General features: G+C 42.8%; 21 protein-coding genes. 9 read left to right on the plus strand and 12 right to left on the minus strand.

All coding sequences use genetic code 11. From position 1 onward, the window contains the following. Window positions 1–3 precede the first annotated feature (3 nt). Entirely contained in the window at window positions 4–1,353 is a 1,350-nt protein-coding gene (accC, locus tag B0X70_RS20525; RefSeq protein WP_036809310.1) for an acetyl-CoA carboxylase biotin carboxylase subunit, read from the plus strand. A gap of 1,447 nt (window positions 1,354–2,800) precedes the next feature. On the opposite strand, the gene cynR is transcribed toward accC, so the two are convergent. After that, on the minus strand, window positions 2,801–3,670 hold the full coding sequence (gene cynR, locus B0X70_RS20530; protein ID WP_036809313.1) for a transcriptional regulator CynR: 870 nt from the start codon (window positions 3,668–3,670) through the stop codon (window positions 2,801–2,803). 212 nt (window positions 3,671–3,882) lie between these two features. On the opposite strand from cynR, the gene B0X70_RS20535 reads away from it, so the two are divergent. Beyond that, window positions 3,883–4,350 (plus strand): nucleoside deaminase, encoded by a 468-nt coding sequence (locus B0X70_RS20535; protein ID WP_040149294.1) that lies wholly within the window; start codon window positions 3,883–3,885, stop codon window positions 4,348–4,350. A gap of 208 nt (window positions 4,351–4,558) precedes the next feature. On the opposite strand, the gene B0X70_RS20540 is transcribed toward B0X70_RS20535, so the two are convergent. Beyond that, complete coding sequence (locus B0X70_RS20540; RefSeq protein WP_036809317.1) at window positions 4,559–4,894, minus strand: hypothetical protein; 336 nt, start codon at window positions 4,892–4,894, stop codon at window positions 4,559–4,561. Further along, window positions 4,884–5,150, minus strand: a complete 267-nt coding sequence (locus tag B0X70_RS20545) for a type II toxin-antitoxin system Phd/YefM family antitoxin (RefSeq protein WP_228998715.1) — start codon at window positions 5,148–5,150, stop codon at window positions 4,884–4,886. Before B0X70_RS20545 ends, B0X70_RS20540 begins: the two co-directional genes overlap by 11 nt. Window positions 5,151–5,463: 313 nt before the next feature. Here B0X70_RS20545 and B0X70_RS20550 point away from each other — a divergent pair, with 313 nt between their 5' ends. From B0X70_RS20550 to fis, 5 genes are all read left to right on the plus strand, one after another. After that, complete coding sequence (locus tag B0X70_RS20550; RefSeq protein ID WP_036809321.1) at window positions 5,464–5,706, plus strand: YhdT family protein; 243 nt, start codon at window positions 5,464–5,466, stop codon at window positions 5,704–5,706. Then, the gene (panF, locus tag B0X70_RS20555) at window positions 5,696–7,141 is read left to right on the plus strand and encodes a sodium/pantothenate symporter (RefSeq protein ID WP_217470258.1); all 1,446 of its coding nucleotides are present in this window, start codon (window positions 5,696–5,698) and stop codon (window positions 7,139–7,141) included. Before B0X70_RS20550 ends, panF begins: the two co-directional genes overlap by 11 nt. A 13-nt stretch (window positions 7,142–7,154) precedes the next feature. Further along, window positions 7,155–8,045: a 50S ribosomal protein L11 methyltransferase gene (prmA, locus tag B0X70_RS20560; protein ID WP_217470259.1), complete on the plus strand. Its 891-nt coding sequence runs from the start codon at window positions 7,155–7,157 to the stop codon at window positions 8,043–8,045. A gap of 283 nt (window positions 8,046–8,328) precedes the next feature. After that, window positions 8,329–9,294, plus strand: coding sequence for a tRNA dihydrouridine synthase DusB (gene dusB, locus B0X70_RS20565; RefSeq protein WP_036776082.1), 966 nt, complete (start codon window positions 8,329–8,331; stop codon window positions 9,292–9,294). 25 nt (window positions 9,295–9,319) lie between these two features. Beyond that, window positions 9,320–9,616, plus strand: a complete 297-nt coding sequence (gene fis, locus B0X70_RS20570; RefSeq protein ID WP_010847912.1) for a DNA-binding transcriptional regulator Fis — start codon at window positions 9,320–9,322, stop codon at window positions 9,614–9,616. Window positions 9,617–9,820: 204 nt separating this feature from the next. On the opposite strand, the gene B0X70_RS20575 is transcribed toward fis, so the two are convergent. Continuing rightward, a complete protein-coding gene (locus B0X70_RS20575) occupies window positions 9,821–10,984 on the minus strand; it encodes a Bcr/CflA family efflux MFS transporter (protein WP_217470260.1) in 1,164 nt (387 codons plus the stop codon). Window positions 10,985–11,086: 102 nt separating this feature from the next. On the opposite strand from B0X70_RS20575, the gene B0X70_RS20580 reads away from it, so the two are divergent. Further along, complete coding sequence (locus B0X70_RS20580) at window positions 11,087–11,866, plus strand: AraC family transcriptional regulator (RefSeq protein WP_214040311.1); 780 nt, start codon at window positions 11,087–11,089, stop codon at window positions 11,864–11,866. Between the two features lie 172 nt (window positions 11,867–12,038). Here B0X70_RS20580 and B0X70_RS20585 read toward each other — a convergent pair whose 3' ends face one another. From B0X70_RS20585 to B0X70_RS20615, 7 genes are all read right to left on the minus strand, one after another. Then, the gene (locus B0X70_RS20585) at window positions 12,039–13,298 is read right to left on the minus strand and encodes an insecticidal delta-endotoxin domain-containing protein (protein ID WP_105394658.1); all 1,260 of its coding nucleotides are present in this window, start codon (window positions 13,296–13,298) and stop codon (window positions 12,039–12,041) included. Window positions 13,299–13,327: 29 nt separating this feature from the next. Next, the gene (locus tag B0X70_RS20590) at window positions 13,328–13,729 is read right to left on the minus strand and encodes a hypothetical protein (protein WP_110091358.1); all 402 of its coding nucleotides are present in this window, start codon (window positions 13,727–13,729) and stop codon (window positions 13,328–13,330) included. Between the two features lie 947 nt (window positions 13,730–14,676). Next, window positions 14,677–15,378, minus strand: a complete 702-nt coding sequence (gene livF, locus B0X70_RS20595; RefSeq protein WP_217470261.1) for a high-affinity branched-chain amino acid ABC transporter ATP-binding protein LivF — start codon at window positions 15,376–15,378, stop codon at window positions 14,677–14,679. A gap of 2 nt (window positions 15,379–15,380) precedes the next feature. Then, entirely contained in the window at window positions 15,381–16,154 is a 774-nt protein-coding gene (livG, locus tag B0X70_RS20600) for a high-affinity branched-chain amino acid ABC transporter ATP-binding protein LivG (protein ID WP_214040314.1), read from the minus strand. Then, complete coding sequence (locus B0X70_RS20605; RefSeq protein ID WP_217470262.1) at window positions 16,151–17,428, minus strand: high-affinity branched-chain amino acid ABC transporter permease LivM; 1,278 nt, start codon at window positions 17,426–17,428, stop codon at window positions 16,151–16,153. Before B0X70_RS20605 ends, livG begins: the two co-directional genes overlap by 4 nt. Next, window positions 17,425–18,351, minus strand: a complete 927-nt coding sequence (gene livH, locus B0X70_RS20610; RefSeq protein WP_217470263.1) for a high-affinity branched-chain amino acid ABC transporter permease LivH — start codon at window positions 18,349–18,351, stop codon at window positions 17,425–17,427. Before livH ends, B0X70_RS20605 begins: the two co-directional genes overlap by 4 nt. Window positions 18,352–18,412: 61 nt before the next feature. Beyond that, complete coding sequence (locus tag B0X70_RS20615) at window positions 18,413–19,525, minus strand: branched-chain amino acid ABC transporter substrate-binding protein (protein ID WP_040149259.1); 1,113 nt, start codon at window positions 19,523–19,525, stop codon at window positions 18,413–18,415. Window positions 19,526–19,915: 390 nt separating this feature from the next. Here B0X70_RS20615 and panM point away from each other — a divergent pair, with 390 nt between their 5' ends. Further along, window positions 19,916–20,314 carry an aspartate 1-decarboxylase autocleavage activator PanM gene (gene panM / locus B0X70_RS20620; protein ID WP_110091355.1) on the plus strand — a complete coding sequence of 133 codons (399 nt, stop codon included), beginning with the start codon at window positions 19,916–19,918 and terminating at the stop codon, window positions 20,312–20,314. On the opposite strand, the gene B0X70_RS20625 is transcribed toward panM, so the two are convergent. Continuing rightward, entirely contained in the window at window positions 20,302–21,441 is a 1,140-nt protein-coding gene (locus tag B0X70_RS20625) for a glycerate kinase (protein WP_217470264.1), read from the minus strand. The two genes, panM and B0X70_RS20625, sit on opposite strands and share 13 nt — an antisense overlap. Between the last annotated feature and the right edge of the window lie 325 nt (window positions 21,442–21,766).

The following is a 21,766-nucleotide window of genomic DNA, read 5'->3' on the forward strand; positions in this document are numbered from 1 at the left end:
CCCATGCTTGATAAAATTGTAATTGCTAACCGTGGTGAAATTGCCCTGCGTATCCTGCGAGCTTGTAAAGAGTTAGGGATCAAAACCGTTGCGGTACATTCAGCTGCGGATCGTGACTTAAAACACGTACTGTTGGCAGACGAAACTATCTGTATTGGCCCGGCAGCTTCTGCAAAAAGCTACCTGAATATCCCGGCAATTATTTCTGCGGCAGAAATCACTGGTGCTGTGGCTATTCACCCTGGCTACGGTTTTCTGTCTGAAAACGCAGATTTCGCTGAACAGGTTGAGCGTTCCGGCTTTATTTTTATCGGTCCAAAAGCAGAAACGATCCGCCTGATGGGTGATAAGGTTTCTGCTATCAATGCGATGAAAAAAGCGGGCGTTCCTTGTGTACCTGGCTCTGATGGCCCATTGTCTGATGACACAGAGAAAAACAAAGCCTTCGCTAAACGCATCGGCTATCCTGTCATCATCAAAGCGTCTGGCGGCGGCGGCGGTCGCGGTATGCGCGTCGTCCGCAGCGATAAAGATCTGGAACAATCAATCAATATGACCCGTGCGGAAGCAAAAGCTGCTTTCAATAACGATATGGTTTACATGGAAAAATTCCTTGAGAATCCACGTCATATTGAGATCCAGGTATTGGCCGACGGTCAAGGTCAAGCCATTTATCTGGCTGAACGTGATTGTTCTATGCAACGCCGTCACCAGAAAGTTGTCGAAGAAGCCCCTGCACCAGGCATCACGCCAGAAATGCGTCGCAGCATTGGTGAACGCTGTGCTAACGCGTGTATCGAAATTGGCTATCGTGGCGCCGGTACTTTCGAATTCCTGTATGAAAATGGCGAATTCTATTTCATTGAGATGAACACCCGTATTCAGGTCGAGCATCCCGTTACAGAAATGATTACCGGTGTTGATCTGATTAAAGAACAGTTGCGGATTGCCGCAGGTATGCCACTCTCAATTAAGCAGAAAGATGTTGTTGTTCGTGGTCACGCTATTGAGTGTCGTATCAACGCCGAAGATCCGAACACGTTCCTGCCAAGCCCAGGTAAAATTACCCGTTTCCACTCACCAGGTGGATTTGGTGTACGTTGGGAATCGCATATTTATGCTGGTTACACCGTCCCCCCTTACTATGATTCAATGATTGGTAAGCTGATTACTTACGGTGAAAATCGTGACAATGCCATTGCTCGTATGAAAAACGCATTGGCAGAATTGATCATTGATGGCATCAAGACAAATATCGAGCTTCAACAGGCGATAATGAATGATGAAAATTTTCAGAATGGTGGCACTAATATCCACTATCTGGAGAAAAAACTGGGATTACAGGAAACTTAAAACCGGTTTAATGACATTAATATCTTTGAAGGAGCGTTTAAACGCTCCTTCAACTTACTGAAAAAGTGCTGCTTTTTAGCCGACACTTTGTTTTAATTGAGTTCTGTTCGCCAAACGGCGTTTACCACCACTTTAAAAACCCACCTTGAGGTAAAATCAGTGTGATTTTAGAATCTGTAAAAAGGGCAAACGCATCACGAAAAAACCGGTAAAAAAGTTAGTCATTAAAGGTAAAACCGAAAGTCATTAAAGATTTTTTAAAGCAGGTAAAAAACTCGGTACTATACTGATATTGGAAGAGAAAACATCAGGAAAAACGGCTTTTAAATCTATTAACCGCATTAAAAAAATTTTCTCAAACAAAAGATTTTGCATGCCTGAAAAGAGTTTACGCAAAATGGGGATAGTCATTAAAAAAACTGAGAGGCTTTTAGATTAGATATGAAAAAAAGAACAAAAACGTTTAAAAGCATTAAAGATGATTAAAGAAATGAGCTATTTCCCTTTTTTGGCGATCGTAAGCACCTTTTTAGCGGTGATTAACTCAGTTATCTATCAGATAAAGGTTAAAAAATAGGTTCCGATTAATACCAGATTTTTAAGCAAGACAGAATGACTAAAAAACAGTTTACTCTTTGCCATATTTAATGCATTTATCAGCGATGCTATACTCCGTTTATTTTATAATTACCTAATCTACTATGACCATTTAAAAGCTTAAATACAGAGATATTAAAGCTTTTAATATAAAAGGCGGATTTAACTAAATACATGCAACTTTTCAAAAGGAGAGTTAATTGTATTTAATCGAAATCATTAACCATTAAAAGAAAGTCGAAAAGAAATTAGCATGCAAAAGAATATTATCCGAACAGATGGATATTAATGCGCTTTCTCATCGTTATTTTATGAAGAAAACCATAAAAACAACGCAATAAAAAAATGGATAAAACGATTAATATGGCAGGATTAACATCCTGAAAAAACGAGGGATTATCTGAAAAAACATCAAGGGTAGTGATTTATTAAAACTACTCAGAATTGCCGGTAAAACAGCGTCAGTAAAGGGTATGATTAACGTTGGTTTAACGTAAAACATGATATCCTATAGTGATTAAACTTAATAAAAATCAGGTGGTAAAAGTGGTAACAAACAGTCAAAACACTAACTGATTAAAACTCTAAATTAAAACAGTGATTTTAAACAACAGTTTAAAACCTGCTCGTGATAAAACTCAAAGTGGGATGAGACTGTAATTTAAACTGGATTTACACTATTTAAATTACAGTCTCAATACCTTATCCCACCCACTTTTTAAATTAATAATCTTTTACTCTATAAATAATTTCTCCAGATAGTGAGATACTTTTATACAACTTATTAAATAATTAACTTTTACAAAAATAAACTCATGTAAATATCAATTAAAAAATAGTAACACCAACATTAATATTCCAGCGCAAGCTCGATAAACGCCCGCGCCGCCGCCGTCTGGTAAGCTCCTTTTCGCTGCATGAGAACCGCCGTTCTTTGTAGCAGTGAGGGGGTTAGAACAATCGAAACCAATTCCTCCCGATCACAGGCAATCTTTGCCGGCAGCAACGTGGCAAGGCTTGTATGTCGGATGATCTCAATGACAGCGCTTAGCGAATTGGCCTCCATCAAAACGCGGGGACAAATGTCGTTCTGCCTACAATAACGATCGATCTGCTTCCGTGTAGCGAACTCAGACGTGAGGAGAACCAGAGACTCGTTGTTCAGGGCTTTCAGACTCATCGTTCGACACTTTGCAAGGGGATGCTCCTTACCAACGACCAGCGCTAGCGTCTCCACCAGAAGTCGTTGTGCATCGATATCAGGCGAGTGGATCTCATCAAACGCAATCCCGACATCAAGTTCGTCATCGACCAGAAGCTCTTCAATGCGCTCCTGCGACATCTCCCGAACCGTTAACGTGATGTTGGGATAGAGATTGTGGAACGACTTGACCAAGGGGCCGATAAGATAAGTTGTGAACGTCGGCGTGACGGCAACGCGCAGAGAACCGCGACTCAGATCACTAACATCGTGGATCGCACGCTTTCCTTCCTCCAAGTCCTGTAATGCCCGTCGTGCATAGCGGAAATAGACCTCGCCAGCATCCGTCAGCCGCATGGTACGTCCGGTCCGATCAAACAGTTGCGCCCCAAGGGTTTCCTCAAGCTGCTTAATCTGCTGCGACAATGCCGGTTGAGACACATGCAAGGCTGTAGCGGCACGCGTGAAGCTGTGGTGCTCAGCCACGGCAAGAAAATAGTTGATATGTCGTAAAAGCATGTGGGTCTCCATAAGGTATGCCTATGGAGTGCATAATAAATCAGTCTTTTACCTTATGGATATCCGAAAGTAATCTTCAATCCATCTTTTCGTTACACGACACAGAGATCAACCATGAAAGAGATCATCAAAGGTTTTCTGAAATTCCAGCACGAACTCTCTGAGTCGGCAACCACGCTTTGATTCAATCTATTTTTAATGAGGTTTTTCCTATGAATTTTGTAAAACGCACTATCGACCTTGCGATGAAAAATGTGGAGCAAGGAGGTCGGCCGTTCGCCACCGTGATCGTACGTGACGGCGACATCATCGCTGAAAGCCCGAACCTGGTAGCACAGACCTGTGATCCGACCGCACACGCGGAAATCCTGGCCGTACGAGAAGCGTGCAAGAAGCTCGGAACCGAGCACCTGACCGACTGCGATATCTACATTCTCGCCAGCCCCTGCCCTATGTGCCTAGGCTCACTCTACTACTGTAGCCCGAAACAGGTTATCTACATCACCACACGCGAAGACTACGCACCATTCTACAAGGATGATCGCAAGTACTTCGAGCTGGATACGTTCTACGCAGAGTACGCGAAGCCCATCGAGGAACGCCGCCTGCCCATGATCCAAAAGAAGGACGAAAGCGCTATCAAGGTGTACCAGCGCTGGCAAAAGCTGAACAAGAAGTGACTCTCTGGCTTCTGGTCGGACATCCAGAATTTGAGATCGACATGGCGATACGACCATCGTGATTGCCTTTCATATGTCACATTATCGGGATTTTAAAAACTTCTACTGTGGATTATCCTTGCTGTGGTGTCGAACATGATCGTGATATCAACGCAACGATCAACATCCAGCGCAAGGGCGCGAAAGAATTACAGGCGGCGGGGAGCAGTCACTGGCGTAGGCAGTATTGAATAAGCGCCTGCCTAATACTTTGCTTGGTACTTAAAAACAGTAATGGATAAACGATACCTTCTGACTCAGAAAAACGGTAAATAGCTCTCAACTGGAGTTTGAGGTCAACATAATCGTGATAAGTGGTGAAACCAAGATCTGCTGCTTCTATACATAATGGAGTGCTTTCAGGATGGCCGTTTACCCTTCCCTCAAATCCAGCAATGAAACTATCAAGAAGCTCTTGAGTAGCGACTTGGCCTATATGTCTTGCCAAATAGTAGAACCGATCATGAAGTTGGTCCCGGAATGCAAAAGAGTACTCAAATCTCATCAACCAATCCTTTCAGCCCAGCCCTAAGGTTGGCAGATGAAACCGTTCGGCCTGCTTGCACGTCCTTTTCAGCAAAAGATAGCAGTCGTAACAGGGCCATCTGCTCTTGCTGCATTTCAAACTGAACAGGATCTTGAACCACGTAGAGAGGTTCTCCATTTTGCGTGACGATTACGGGGTCGGAAACATCCATAGAAGCCAGTTCTTTCTTGAATGCTGATACTGTAGTTATGCGTGGCGAAGTAAATAGGGTCATAGCGTTCTCCAATAATGATATACAACTCCCAATGAAAGAATATACCCAAATCACCAATGAGTCCATATATGGGCTGTATATGGACATAGCCTGCTCGGATTACTGACAAAGCGCTGTTTTTTTATCCGGCGCTTTGCTTTAATTAAATTCCGTTCACCCGACGGAGATGGCCGCCATGTTAAGAATACCTTCTCCCCAAATTTTCCCGCCAGCAACGCTCTCGCTTGACAAGCTATCACATTTTTCCTGAATGAATTCGCATCTTGCCGTACAATCCTTCTCTTCCCATCTTATTTAATTGCCGGAAGAACGAATGGACAAACGATTTGTTCAATCCCATAAAGAAGCCCTTTGGGCAGTGTTCCTAACGCTCGCTTACCTTATTGGCTGGCTATTGACAGCCTATTTACCCAGTGATGATCCCGGTGTCACCGGCTTACCTCGCTGGTTTGAAATGGCATGTTTGTTACTACCAGTTGTATTCATTATCTTCTGCTGGTTAATGGTGAAGTTTATTTTCAAAGAAGTCCCGCTGGAGGATGAGAATGCAAAGTGAAGTTATCTTACCTCTGCTTGGCTATCTTGCATTGGTATTTCTGCTGTCAGTTTACGCTTATCGACGCCACCAGAAAGGCTCCTTTCTGACTGAGTATTTCCTTGGCAACCGTTCAATGGGCGGCTTTGTATTGGCAATGACCATTACCGCTACCTATATCAGCGCCAGCTCATTTATCGGCGGACCGGGAGCCGCCTATAAATATGGTCTGGGATGGGTATTACTGTCGCTGATTCAGTTGCCGGCAATATGGCTTTCCCTGGCAGTGTTAGGTAAGAAATTTGCCATTCTCGCCCGCCGCTATAATGCCGTTACCCTTAATGACATGTTGTATGCCCGTTATGGCAGTCGTTTTCTGGTTTGGTTTGCCAGCCTAAGTCTTTTAGTCGCTTTTGTCGGCGCGATGACCGTTCAGTTTATTGGCGGCGCACGCCTGCTGGAAACGGCTGCGGGTATCCCTTATGGCACCGGATTAATGATTTTCGGTATCTCTATCGCTCTCTATACCGCATTTGGAGGGTTCAGAGCGAGTGTCCTCAATGATGCCCTACAAGGGCTGGTAATGCTGTTAGGCACTGTTCTACTGCTGGTAGCGATTATCTATAAGGCAGGCGGTCTGTCGGAAGCGGTTACCACATTACGCGCAATTAATCCTGATCTGGTTTCCCCACAAGGCGCAGACCATATCCTTGACGGGCCTTTCATGGCATCGTTCTGGGTACTGGTCTGTTTTGGGGTAATTGGGTTGCCTCACACCGCCGTCCGTTGCATCTCCTACCGCGATAGCAAAGCTGTTCATCGTGGGATTATCATCGGAACCATCGTCATGACAATCCTGATGTTTGGTATGCACTTAGCTGGCGCAATTGGTCGAGCCATTATTCCTGATCTGACCATTCCCGATCAGGTGATCCCAACACTGATGATCACTGTATTGCCGCCATTCGCTGCCGGAATTTTTCTGGCCGCGCCGATGGCCGCCATTATGTCCACAATTAATGCACAACTGCTGCAATCTTCTGCAACAATCGTCAAAGATCTCTACCTAAACTTGTTTCCACAACAAATCGTACAGGAAAAAAAATTGGCTCGGATTTCCAGTTTTTCTACCCTGATTCTTGGTTTGTTGCTACTTTTAGCCGCCTGGCGCCCACCCGAGATGATTATCTGGCTGAATCTACTGGCTTTCGGTGGCTTACAAGCCGTATTTCTCTGGCCATTAGTCTTGGGCCTGTATTGGGAAAAAGCCAATGCCTATGGCGCTATCAGTTCAATGATTACAGGGGCAACAAGCTATACTTTGCTCGCGAGTTTCAATATCCATCTATTGGGCTTCCACCCGATCGTGCCATCATTGCTACTTAGCCTGTTGGCTTTCTGGATGGGCAATGCCCTCGGTCAGCGATTACCGCAAAAAGCGCTCAGACCTCATTAAAGGAAAATTTTTTATGCCTTGGATACAACTTCGATTAAATACCACAGGACAGCTCGCTGAATCCCTTGGAGATACTCTGATGGAAAATGGCGCAGTCTCAGTCACCTTTCAAGACAGCCACGATAATCCTGTATTCGAACCCTTACCGGGCGAGACCCGTTTATGGGGAGATACCGATGTCATCGGATTGTATGATGCTGAAACCGATATGAAAGCTGTGATCAGTCAGCTCGAACAAGTTCCTGAGTTGGGTGAAGGATTTATTCATAAAATAGAACAATTGGAAGACAAAGATTGGGAGCGTGAATGGATGGATAACTTCCACCCAATGCGTTTTGGCGAGCGCTTGTGGATTTGTCCAAGCTGGCGCGATGTCCCGGACCCAAACGCAGTCAACGTTATACTGGACCCTGGACTGGCTTTCGGTACAGGCACTCACCCAACCACATCATTATGCTTGCAATGGCTGGACAGTCTCAATCTGGAAGGTAAAACGGTTATCGATTTTGGTTGCGGTTCCGGCATATTAGCAATTGCTGCGCTAAAGCTCGGTGCAACGCACGCTATTGGCATAGATATCGACCCACAAGCTATTCAGGCCAGCCGAGACAACGCAGAACGTAATGGCGTTCTGGAGCGTTTAACGCTATATTTGGCGAAAGATGCACCAACCGATCTTGAATCTGATGTAGTAATTGCTAATATTTTGGCAGGCCCTCTGCGTGAACTCGCCCCTGTGATTGGTGCATTACCAAAACCGGGTGGCCTGTTAGGTCTATCGGGTATTTTAACAAATCAGGCAGAAAGTGTTATTCATGCCTATACTGATAAATTCGCAATCGATCCTGTTGCGGAACAGGAAGAGTGGTGTCGGATATCTGGGGTAAAGATAGTAACAAATTAAAATTATTTTATTTTGATACTATTGCAAGTGTGAATTTTGATCACTTACTGATGGTAATCCGTGCTATCAGTAAACTTGCTGATAGAAATATCCTAAGTGATAAACTTTACCAATAACATATAACACCATGTTATTTATGAATAATTATGTTTATCCCAGAAGAAAAGTTGGAAAAAAGTTGTAACAAATGACGATTTGCTCAAAGTTTGGCCTTTCATATTTTGCGAAAAATGCGTAATATACGCGCCCTTGCAGTCACAGTATGGCCACTCTTTCTTCGTTTATGCGTATCGGACAATACCAGCTGAAAAACTGTCTTATTGCGGCCCCAATGGCTGGCATAACTGACCGCCCGTTTCGGTCGCTATGTTACAAAATGGGTGCAGGTATGACAGTATCGGAAATGCTTTCTTCCAACCCACAGGTCTGGAAGACAGACAAATCCCGGCTACGTATGGTTCACAGTGACGAACCGGGCATTCGTTCCGTGCAAATTGCTGGGAGTGATCCTGATGAAATGGCAGCAGCAGCGAAGATTAATGTCGCTAATGGTGCTCAGATCATTGATATCAACATGGGGTGTCCAGCCAAGAAAGTGAATCGTAAGCTGGCAGGTTCAGCTTTACTGCGTTACCCAGAATTGGTGGAAAAAATTCTTTCTACCGTTGTAAACGCAGTAGATGTTCCTGTTACGCTAAAAATTCGCACTGGATGGTCGCCAGAAGAACAAAACTGTGTAAAGATTGCCCAATTGGCCGAGCATTGTGGTATTCAAGCTCTGACGATCCACGGCAGGACTCGTGCCTGCTTATTTAACGGAGAGGCAGAGTACGACAATATTCGGACAGTTAAGCAGACTGTTGCCATTCCGGTTATTGCCAATGGTGACATCACTGACCCGCTTAAAGCCAGAGCAGTGCTTGAATACACCGGGGCTGATGCCCTGATGATAGGCCGCGCTGCTCAGGGAAGACCCTGGATCTTCCGGGAAATCCAGCATTATCTGGAAACAGGAGAACTGCTGTCACCGATGCCGATTGGCGAAGTACAGCATTTGATGAACGAGCATGTACGGGAATTGCACGACTTTTATGGTCCAGGCAAGGGAGCCCGTATCGCACGTAAGCATGTATCTTGGTATCTCCGGGAACATGCTCCTGATGACCAGTTCCGGCGCACATTCAACACCATAGAGGATGCCAGCGAACAGCTGGAGGTGTTGGGGGCATATTTCGAAAATTTTGCGTAATATAAAGAAAAGAGCTGACAGAACTATGTTCGAACAACGCGTAAATTCTGACGTACTAACCGTTGCTACTGTAAATTCACAAGATCAGGTAACTCAAAAACCTTTACGTGATTCAGTTAAACAAGCACTGAAGAACTATTTTGCTCAATTAAATGGTCAAGATGTTAATGATCTGTATGAGCTGGTATTGGCTGAAGTGGAACAGCCATTGTTGGACATGGTGATGCAATACACCCGTGGCAACCAAACACGCGCTGCCCTGATGATGGGCATCAACCGTGGCACACTGCGTAAGAAATTGAAAAAATATGGCATGAACTAATTACTAAAGTTAGTTCATTAAAAAAGGCGCTGTACCTCTTGGTAAAGTGCCTTTTTTGCCAAACCAAAAAAAGTAATGCCGAATTTTGGGGGCCTTACGCAATAAAATGCAGATTATTTAGTTGCCTGGCAATTATAAAATCTGCATTGAACCTTTCTTTTGCTTGATTGGTTTACCATAATTCCAAATCTTCCCAATGTCAGGTCATTCTGTAACTGATAGGTTATTCTCAGCTTTCATTAAAATGAAATAATTGGTTACAGCCAACAATAAGATAAAACAACCACAACATATCAAGACAACACCAAGATGTTGGTTCCAACCCGCTAGCGCAAGACCTGTGCCTAACATCAAATAATATAGCAAACCCAATAATGCTCCTGCTGTTCCCAATCTATCCGTATAATTAATCAATGCAGAAGCCAGGATGTTAGGAATTGCAATTCCGTAAGCCACAACAATCAAAATCATAGGCAGAATAAACAACCAAGTATCTTCCAGAACCATTATCAATCCACCACCAATCAGAACAATAACAGAGGCAAGAAACACTAAATTTGATGAATTCCACTGTTTGTTGAGCAAGAGTTTATTCAACCAAGCACCAATACCTGCTCCCGATGCCAAAAATAATCCTGTGTAACCAAACATCTCAGGAGAGAATCCTAACCGTTCAAAATTAAATGGAGCTAATTGGTAATAACTGAACAAACATAGGTTAAAGAGGGCTATCAACAGGGCATTACGCCAAATTGCCATATCCTTGAGCATCATAAGTAAAGTACTTGTGAGTGGTATTATCGCCACTGCTACCGGACGGGTTTCAGGCAGATAAATAGCAACCCAACTTGACAGTAATACCGCGAGTAAAGACAAACCCAAAAAAACGCCTTTATATCCCCAGAAGTACACCAAAATAGAACCACTTATCATGCCAACTGCCGGACTTACTGCCAAAGCTACGCCCACGATAGAAAACACACGAGCCAATTCACTTCCTTGATAAGAATCTCTCATTATTGTTTGAGTTCCTACCGAGCCCACTGCGGCCCCAAATGCAGATAACATTCTGGCCGCCAATAACAACTCAAACTGACGGCTCAGTAATGCCACTAATGAAGCACCGCTATAGAGTAATAATCCACTCAATATCGTTGGCCGTCTTCCTATGAGATCACACAAACGTCCCCAAATCACCACACCGATGGCGAAAGCAAAAAAATATAAAGATAAAGTTTGAGCGGCTTGTTCGGCACTCACTTTAAATTCCTTTGCGATATCGGTTAACGCCGGGCTATAGATGGTTTCTACAATTTGTGGAAACATCATTAACGCTGTTGCCAGTACAAGTCCAATTTTACGTTGCATTGTATTTTTCTTAATCAGTTAGACAATAAGCGTAAATTAGCACTCCATCAGTTGTCACATTATAATAATAAAGACAATTTATTTATTAAATAGGACATAAATATGACATGGCTTTCTCGTGATGATAGTTTTGATCCTGATAGCCTTGGAGTACCGGTAGTGGGGATTGCAGCCGAACTAGGTCATCATGACTCAGGATTTCATCAACATGAAATGGGGCAATTATTATTTACCCAACAAGGGTGCATTAATATCACCCTGGCAGATCACCTATGCATACTTCCACCAACTCGGGTTGCCTGGATTCCACCGCGTATTATTCATAGAGCAGAAATAAAAGAATCCGTCGGATACCGCTCAATTTATCTGGATGTAAATCAAATCGGATACTTAGCGGAACACGTTGAGGTATTGGAAGTTACACCTCTGTTACGCGCAGTATTAGAACGAATAGCGCTGGCTCCCTTTAATACAGATTGGTTACATGGAGCTGCTGCTAACCTATTGGCCGTCTGCCTTGACGAAATCCATCTGGCAAAAAGAGAACCGACATTATTACCGCTCCCTTTCGACCGTCGTTTGGCCCGTATTCCTCTGACCACACTGCCACCACCACTCAAAATACTTGCCATGAATATCGGCGCCAGTGAGAAAACCATCAGTCGGATATTTCGCCGAGAAACAGGATTGAGTTACCAGCAGTGGCGGCAACAGTGGCGTTTGATCAAATCTATAGAATTACTGGCAAAACAGGGAAATTTGTCATCTGTCGCTAATGAATTAGCGTTTTCCAGTGATAGCGCTTTCATCCTCTTTTTCAAAAAAATGACCGGTCGATCCCCAAGGGAATATATGTTTGCTTATAAGGAACGTGGTTATTGAAGTAAATAGTTATTAAAGTAAATAGTTATTGAGATAATATACAAAAATTGCCGACATCAAAAGCATGATTCACCATATGAACAGAGATGCCGGCAAATGTATCAAATAAAGAAGATAATCAAATAAAAGCTAATAACACTCTACGTATATAAAATATACTTATTAAAAGCTATTATTTTTCATCGTCATTTATCAGTTGATAAGATACAGCAATATTTGCTGCCTGACCGGCTAATGGGCTGTAATCACTGGACAAATATATCCCTGCAATATAGTGGCTTTCACCGACATGAAATTTCCTATACCGAGATGTTCCAGGAGAACCTAATGACAACGAACGACCATCTCTCAAAGTAAAGACCGCTTGATCAACAGCACCATTGCCCCATACTTCCAAACTGGTAATTCGACTACCATTCAGAGAAATAGATGACGTCTCACCAGATATTGTACCTAATTGATGGCGACTACCATCATCAAATACAACTGTCAGACCTCCGACCCTCGCTGCCCCGCCAATACGCACAATATGTCCCGTTAACGAATCTATCTTTCTTCTTTTTCCTCCATTAAGAGCCGGTTTGAGAGGTGGAGCCATATCTTTCTCTGGAGTCAATGCCTGAATTCTGGCTTTTGCTGTTTGACGGTCAAAGAAAGTAGAATAACTTAAAACATCAACATAGATTCTATTATTTACAGACTCAGCTTCACTTAATCTATCCCAAATACTGATATATTCAATTCCATGTAAACGACAGTGACCATGAACAGACATCACATTATTTGCAACAGTATCAGCCGTCGAGTTATTAAGAGCATCATTTAACTCTCTATCATATATATTATTAATATAGCTATTAGCCTGTTCTACCGTCTTTTTAATTAATCCTCGGACTTTTTCAATATCGATATTACTAAGCCCAATTTCATCTTTTCTCTCTAAACCAGCAACCCAATATGTTATCTGCATCATAACCGTAGTAGAAAACATGGGTAATATCTGATAGTTAACATCATCGGAAAAATTATTAAATTTTTTGTGATAACCGTCTATATTTTCTGCTAGGTTATTAAAAGCACTCCTCGCTTCTTCTGATCCTGGGTGCTTATCAAGAAGATCAGCAACGGTTGCCATCCGCTCTTGTATATATGCAATATCACCTGCAAGGATACCTTTAATCGTCTTTAACGCAGACTCCTCTATCATCCTTTCAATTTGTTTGACAATCCCTTCCCATATATTTTCTTTCGATTGAGGCCAGAATAAACCGACTAAAAAAGATATAGCAGGGCCAACTGAGGGTATAAAAGAGATTCCCCCGATGATTGCATTTTTTACAATGTCAGTAACATCCCACTCTAATGCACTCGTTTTTACCGCATATTCATTAGCTACAATGGTTCTTATGTCTAAAACATTTTCTGTCTGCATAATGAAACCCTTCAATTAAGATAAGATGTTTAGACCAAATTTGCCGTCACATAAGCAACTTTATCCGAGTTATTATAGATAACAAATTTACTATAATAAAAGGAGTTGCTAGGCACATTTAATACCTTATCTTCTCCTAATCCTACATCTATCGAACCAGACTCAAACCATTCAGAGGTAAAACTATGAGACCAGTAAAATTTAGCCGTAACACTATTTGCTAGCCCTGTATTGACAACTCTCAGAGATTTTCTGGATTCTGGAATTATTGGCGTATCTATTCTAAATACTTCCACACTAGCATGAGGTGATATAGTCAGTTCACTCAAAGGACCAACTGCATTTAAGTCTTTATATACTGGAACAGGGGAATTAGAGTAAACTTCTGCTTTCTGTTCATCTGAATCAACAACAATAGTTATTCTAGACATATTTATTTTCCTCATTCAAATTTAAATAAGACTCATTCAACTTACATATAAATATTTTCAGAACACAGTATTACCACTTAATTAAAGATACTCTTTAACCATTATAGAACCGCTATTACCTTTGAAATTTAATTCCCCAATATATTATGTGGACTTTACATACCACAATAACTCACCAGAACAATAAGATATCCATATTATAATTAATGTCATTAATGAGACATATCTGAAACAAACCACGATAATAAAAAACTATAGCAGATATATATTTCATGTCAACGCTCTGCTTCAATTAAATTACTATTATTTAAGAGTTATTGAAATTATATGATATATAAAAAATACATATAAAAAACATATATAAAAAATTTAAATAGAAATTATTACCATTATGTTATTCACCTGAATTTATAATATTAATATTGGTTACTATAGCGCTATATAATTCTATTCTTTATTTTACAAATTTACCTTTATCCGGTGAAATATAATAATTCACCAAATTCACTCACAACGTTAAAATGACAACAAAATATATTTCTGCCATATCCGCATCAATAATATTTTTATTACCAATTGATTATATCTTCTACAAGATAACAGATGAACATTCTTAAAATCATTCTCTTTCTGATGAAAGAAAGTTAGCTTAATAATAGAAAAATAATTTTGACTGTATATTTTAGCTACTCAAATATACTAAATACAATTAATTGACCTTTCATTACTCCACCAATAAACTATATAGCTTAAAATATGACAAAAAAACCCAGAAAAAATAAGGGCGGGTTTCAAGGCATTTGAAACCACACTCGTTGCCCCGACCCCAACTAATACCAAACTTAAAGCATTATTAATGGCGTCCTCACCTTGGGAAAAACAACCTTCCCAGTACTACGAGGATAATCAACCATCTTAATTCCTTTCCTGTGAAAAAGAATATGTCTCTATCCTCCCAAATACGCATTTCTCACAGCTTCATTAACCAATAATGCAGATCCACTGTCTTCTAGTACGATCTTACCGTTTTCCAATACATATCCTCGGTCAGCCAATTTCAACGCCTGATTTGCATTCTGCTCAACCAAAAAGATTGTCATCCCCTCTTCCCTCAACTGCTGAATAGTATCGAAAATCTGAATAATCACTATCGGCGCCAATCCCAATGAAGGCTCATCCAGCAACAATAATTGTGGCTGGCTCATTAAAGCGCGACCAATTGCCAACATTTGCTGTTCACCACCGGACATCGTTCCAGCCCGCTGGTGACGCCTTTCCTGTAAACGCGGGAATAAATCATAAACCCGCTCAAGGCGCTGCGGATACTGAGTCCTATCAGCAAAAAAGCCGCCCATTGCCAAATTCTCTTCCACTGTCATACGAGCAAACACTCTGCGCCCCTCGGGAACAATCGCAATGTCCTCACGCATAATACGAGATGTCGGCCATTGGGTGATCTCCTTACCACGAAAAATTATGGAACCTTCGGTTGCTCTGGGTTCACTACATAAGGTACTGAGCAACGTTGTTTTTCCTGCGCCATTTGCACCAATTAGAGTGACGATTTCCCCCTGCTGAATATTCAGGCTGACCTGATGTAATACCTGAACTTCTCCATAATGGGCAGATACCCGATTAAATTCCAACATAATTAATACACCTCACCCAGATATGCCCGGATAACATCCGGGTTGTTACGAATCTCTTCTGGCCGTCCTTGCGCTAAAGACATTCCCTGATTAACAACATAGATACGATCTGATATTCCCATCACCAATTTCATATCATGCTCGATCAACAATACAGAAACTTGATGATATTCCCTCAGTTCAGCAATTAAAGCATTAAGCTCTGCTGTCTCTTTTGGATTCAGCCCCGCAGCAGGTTCATCCAACATCAAAATCTGCGGACGAGCTACCATACAGCGGGCAATCTCCAAACGCCGTTGCTGACCGTATGCTAGATTACCGGCCTGTCTGTTTGCCAGTGGTAATAAACCAATCCGTTCTAACCAAGTTATGGCCCAATCTACAGCCTTAGATTCTGCCCGGCGGAATGCCGACGTTTTAAAAAGACCGGCAAAAAGACCCCTTTTCAGGTGCTGATGCTGCGCTACTAATAGATTTTCAATCACCGTCATCTCTCGGAACAACCGCACATGCTGGAATGTTCTGATAATGCCCATACGTGCAATGGCCTGCCCAGATAACCCTTCCAGATGCTTTTCTCGCAGCTTTATGGTACCGCTAGTCGGACAGTAAAATCCTGTCAGACAATTAAAGATCGTGGTTTTCCCGGCACCATTAGGGCCAATAAGAGAAACAATTTCCCCCTGATTTAGCCTCAAGGCAATGTTATTAACCGCGAGCAAGCCACCGAAGCGCATGGTCAGATCGGAAACTTGCAATAATGGCGTTGCACTCATGCTTGCTTTCCTCTCTGTACCTGCCGTTCCAATTTAACATGACGGCGTTTTGTCGGTAGCAACCCTTGCGGGCGCCAAATCATCATCAATACCATCATTGCCCCTAGCAGCAACATGCTGTAGGCATTCAGGTCACGCATCATCTCACGGGAAACCACCAACAAAACGGCCGCCAGAATCACCGCAGTCTGTGAACCCATCCCTCCGAGTACTACAATCGCCAGCACAAAAGCAGATTCAACAAAAGTGAAGGACTCCGGGCTGACGAACCCCTGCCGGGCAGCAAATAAAGTACCGGCAAAACCAGCAAATGCAGCACTGATAGTAAATGCAGCCAGTTTAATTCGGGTTGGACTTAAACCAAGAGAGCGACAAGCAATCTCATCTTCACGCAGCGCTTCCCATGCCCGGCCTAATGGCATACGCAGTAGCCGATTAATAATAAATACTGTCAGTATTACCAACAGTAACACCACCAGATAGAGGAAGATGACCCGATCACTAGGATCGTATTTCAAACCAAAGAAGTTGTGGAAAGTGTCCCAACCTCCCTCTTTCACACTGCGGTTAAATTCCAACCCGAAGAAAGTCGGTTTTGGGATCTGGCTGATACCATTCGGACCACCGGTTATTTCAGTATTATTCAACAGTAGAATGCGAACAATTTCACCAAAACCAAGGGTAACAATTGCCAGATAGTCACCTCGCAATCGCAATACCGGAAAGCCTAACAACAGCCCCGATAAAGCCGCCGTTAACCCCGCCAGCGGCAAGCTTTGCCAAAACCCTAATCCGTAATAGTGACTTAACAAAGCGTAGGTATAAGCACCGATAGCATAAAAACCTGCATACCCAAGTACCAGCAACCCCGACAAACCAACCACGGCATTCAAACCCAACCCTAGCATGACATAAATTAACGTCAGCGTAGCAATATCAACACTACCACGGGAGACAATAAACGGCCAGACAATTGCAGCAATAATGACCAATATTGCCAGTAACTTTTGCCTTTTAGTTGAGCCATCGAAATCCGGCAACGACCAGCTTTTAATCGGCACTTTCTTCATTGTCTGCTGAACAACCGGACGCAATAGCTGGAACAGAAAAACAATCGCACAGCCAATACCAATCCATAACCATCGCACTTCATCAGCACGATGGACGACCAACTTCGTGCCGTCCAGCGACAACTGCATTCCCATCATAAAGGCAGACAACACAAATAAAACGACTGAGGCAATAACGGCATTCACCCAATTGGCATGTTTCATACTTTTTCTACCTCTGGACGGCCTAAAATTCCAGTCGGCATAAACAACAGCACAACAATGAGTAGAGTAAAGGAAACGGCATCTTTATATTCTGTGCTCAGATAAGCGGAAGTTAGGGCTTCAGAAATCCCCAAGATCAAGCCACCAATCATCGCCCCCGGAATACTGCCAATTCCTCCCAATACTGCTGCGGTGAAAGCTTTCATTCCTGCCATAAAACCGATATACGGATTTATCACACTGTAGAACTGCCCCAACAAAACACCGGCTACTGCGGCCATTACCGCACCGATAACAAAGGTCAAGGAAATCACTCTGTTAGTATTGATCCCCAACAAACTGGCCATTTTCAGATCTTCCGCGCAAGCACGGCAGGCACGTCCCATACGGGAATAACGAATAAACAGTGTCAATATCAGCATGGCAAGAAATGTCACTATCCAGATGGTCAGTTGCATTGAGCTAAGACTGGCAGAAAATCCATCACTTTCACCTAATACCCACTGTCCGGTAATCAGGCTAGGTAAGGCCAGATCGCGAGAACTTTGTGACAGGCTGACATAGTTTTGCAAGAAAATAGACATCCCAATTGCTGAAATCAGGGCAATCAGGCGCTTGGAATGGCGAACAGGTCTGTAAGCCACTCGTTCAATACTCCAACCATAAGCAGCAGCAATGACAATTGATGTTAAAAAAGCGGCAGTAATCAGCAACCAGCCCAAATCAATTCCCATCATGATAAGAGCCGCAATCACAATAAAGGAGACATAGCTACCAATCATGTAAACTTCACCGTGAGCGAAGTTAATCATCCCGATAATGCCGTAAACCATCGTATAACCAATGGCAATCAATGCATAAGTACTACCCAGAGTCACTCCATTTAACATCTGTTGTAAAAAATAGAGAAATTGCTCCGACATACGTTGTACCTCTGGAATAACAGCGCCTGGCAAACAGGCGCTGATGACCGTTCTAATGACTTTACTTCACAGAAGTGGAAGAACCATCTGCATGCCATTCAAAAATACCGAATTCAAATCCTTTTAGATCGCCAACAGCATTCCAGCTCAGTGTTCCCATTACGGTATCCACTGGATTCGCTTTCAAGTCTTTCACCAAATCAGTCGGTTCCATACTACCGGTACGGTTCATTGCCGCAGCCAGAGATTGCAGAGCAGCATAGGTGGTCCAGACGAACGGACCAGTCGGATCGCTTTTCTTACCTTTGATCGCCTCAACAATAGCTTTGTTCACCGGCACCTGATCGTAACGCTTAGGTAATGTGACTAACATGCCCTCGGAAGCGGCTCCGGCGATATTGGATAGTGAGGAGTTACCTACACCTTCCGGCCCCATAAAACGAATATTCAGACCAGACTGCTTAGCCTGACGCAGAATTTGCCCCATTTCAGGGTAGTAGCCGCCAAAATAGACAAAATCCACATTCTCTTTTTTCAGGCGGGCAACTAGAGCCGAAAAATCTTTATCACCAGCCGTGACGCCTTCAAACAGGACAATATTGGCTCCCGCTTTTTTCAACTTATCGAGAACAGATCGCGCTAGCCCCTCACCGTATTGCTGTTTATCATGAACAATAGCTATACGCTGAGGTTTAATCTTTTCAGCAATATATTTCGCTGCCGTTGGTCCCTGATCAGAATCCAGCCCGGTAGTACGCAGAATCATCTGGTAGCCACGAGTTGTCAGATCGGCATTGGTTGCCGCTGGTGTAATCATTATGACACCTTCATCTTCGTAGATGTCAGATGCCGGTTGAGTAGACGAAGAGCATAAGTGGCCGATAACATAACGAATGTTATCATTAATCACTTTATTCGCGACGGCCACAGCCTGTTTCGGGTCACACGCATCATCATATTCAACGCCCACCAGCTTATTGCCATTAATGCCCCCTTTAGCATTGATATCTGCAATTGCCTGACGGGCGCCAGTAAATTCCATATCACCATATTGCGCAACTGGACCAGACATTGCCCCCACAATCGCCACTTTGATCTCTTGCGCCCACAGTGAGTGACTCATCATCATGACAATACAGCCTGTTAATAGGCTTTTACCTGTTATGACTTTCATGTTATTTATCCCCGTGTTGTTATTAATCTAATTTATTGTGCTTACCTTTTAGATCTCCGATTATCTAATGGGATAACCGTGATCTTTTGTGATCGCTGATTAGATAAAGTAATTTTTATGAATAAGATTTTATTTTTCATGTTATTAAAATAGCATTTCATGCTTAAAATCAAATGAACAAGGTAGCTAAAAGCATTAATTACAGAATAAAATACCGCCAAAATTGATTGGAATTTAGACAAAATATAGTGTGATATTCTGATTAAATATTAGTAAAGCAATCTTTCGCTCGAAATATCGATCATGTTAAAAACATTTTTCCAGTAATGTATAAAAGCGGTTACACGACACTCCATTGAGCTATTCAACTAAAATTAATATGGAAAAACCATGAAGCTAACTATTGAACAACTTACTGTTTTATCAACACAAGATACGATTGATCTGAAAAAAATATGGCCTCAGCAAACACCTGAACAGTGGCAAATCTATCTAAAAAACGACAATAAACTGTTCGCTGCTCGTTTTAATGATAGATTACTGGCCGCAGTAAAAGTGACTTTCAGTGATCAATCCGGCCTGCTTAAAGATTTATGTGTCCGTGAAATAACACGCCGCCGGGGAGTGGGTTTATATTTGATAAATGAAATAAAAGCTCAACATCCCACCATTAACCAGTGGAAATTAAACCTTGAAAAGTTCTCCAATGCTAACGAACCGGCATTAAAAGGTTTTATGAGTGCCTGTGGTTTTTACTACGACCCCAAGTCAAATTCTTATTCTAGCTGACCCATTTTCCAGACCGCCGCCACATTGCGGGCAGTCACCCTCAAATTCTCATGCCCGCAAGCAAGAGCATCAGAAAGAGAACAAACGCCGGGCATAATTGAGAAAACGGCATCCAATCCGTGCTCATGAACGATGCTATAGTTCTGACTTATACTGCCAACCAATGCGATGGTTGAAATAGCATACTTTTTGGCGATACGAGCAACACCAATCGGCGTTTTACCGTAAATAGTCTGGCTGTCCATTCGGCCTTCACCAGTAATAACCAGATCAGCGCCTTGGACTGCCTTTTCCAATTCCAGCGTGGAGATCACAATATCAATGCCCGGTTGCAATTTAGCGTCCAGCCAACCCAGTAAAGGAACGCCCATTCCCCCTGCTGCTCCTGCACCGGGTACGTCAATGACCTTATTGCCGGTCAGTAATTCAATTTTCTCACCATAATGGCGCAGAGCCGCGTCCAATTCTTTTACCATCTCTGGCGTCGCCCCTTTCTGTGGCCCGAAAATAGCAGATGCGCCAAACTCACCACATAACGGGTTAGTCACATCACAGGCGACGATAATTTCAGTCTGACTCAAACACGCATCCAAACCAGAAAGATCAATTTTAGCAAACCGACTTAACGCAGCCCCGCCAGGCTCCAGCTCTTTTCCATCAGAATCAAGCAAACAGGCCCCCAACGCCTGCATCATACCAGCACCGCCATCATTAGTCGCACTACCGCCAATACCTAAAATTATCTTTCTGACACCTTTATTTAAAGCGGCCAACATCAGCTCACCGGTACCATAAGTCGTAGTTATCAGCGGATTGCGCTTTTCCATCGGCACCAAATGCAAGCCAGAAGCCGCCGCCATTTCAATAACAACGGTTTCTCCATCACCTAGCACGCCGAAAAAACTATCCACCGGCTGATTTAACGGACCAGTAACCGACAGGTGTACAACTCTCCCATTGGTGGCTGCAACCATCGATTCAACCGTACCTTCACCACCATCTGCCATCGGCAATTTAATGTATTCAGATTGTGGATAGATTTCACGAAATCCCAGCTCTATCGCTTCAGCGGCCTGTAAGGCGCTGAGACTTTCTTTAAATGAGTCAGGCGCAATAATAATTTTCATAGATCCTCCGGAAGGAAACCCTCGACTTTAGAGGGTGTCGCAAAAAGCCAGCATTGAAAATAAATCCACAGATTGTGTATAAAAAACGTTCATGCGGTAGCCCTAAGCCTATGTGGCGCCAGGCTAGGCACCATACTGATCAGCGGGATCTGATAAATTATGATCCAATAAAACCAGAGTGATCCACAATGTGATATGTGTGACATTTAATGTACATAATGTACATATGGTAAAAGAAATATTTTTCAGTATTATAATCATAAATGGGTATGCCCATTATAACTGGGTATGCACATTACAACTGGGTATGCACATTGACCCCAAT

Origin of the sequence: Photorhabdus akhurstii, assembly GCF_019090985.1 — a bacterium.
GTDB classification, from domain to species: domain Bacteria; phylum Pseudomonadota; class Gammaproteobacteria; order Enterobacterales; family Enterobacteriaceae; genus Photorhabdus; species Photorhabdus akhurstii.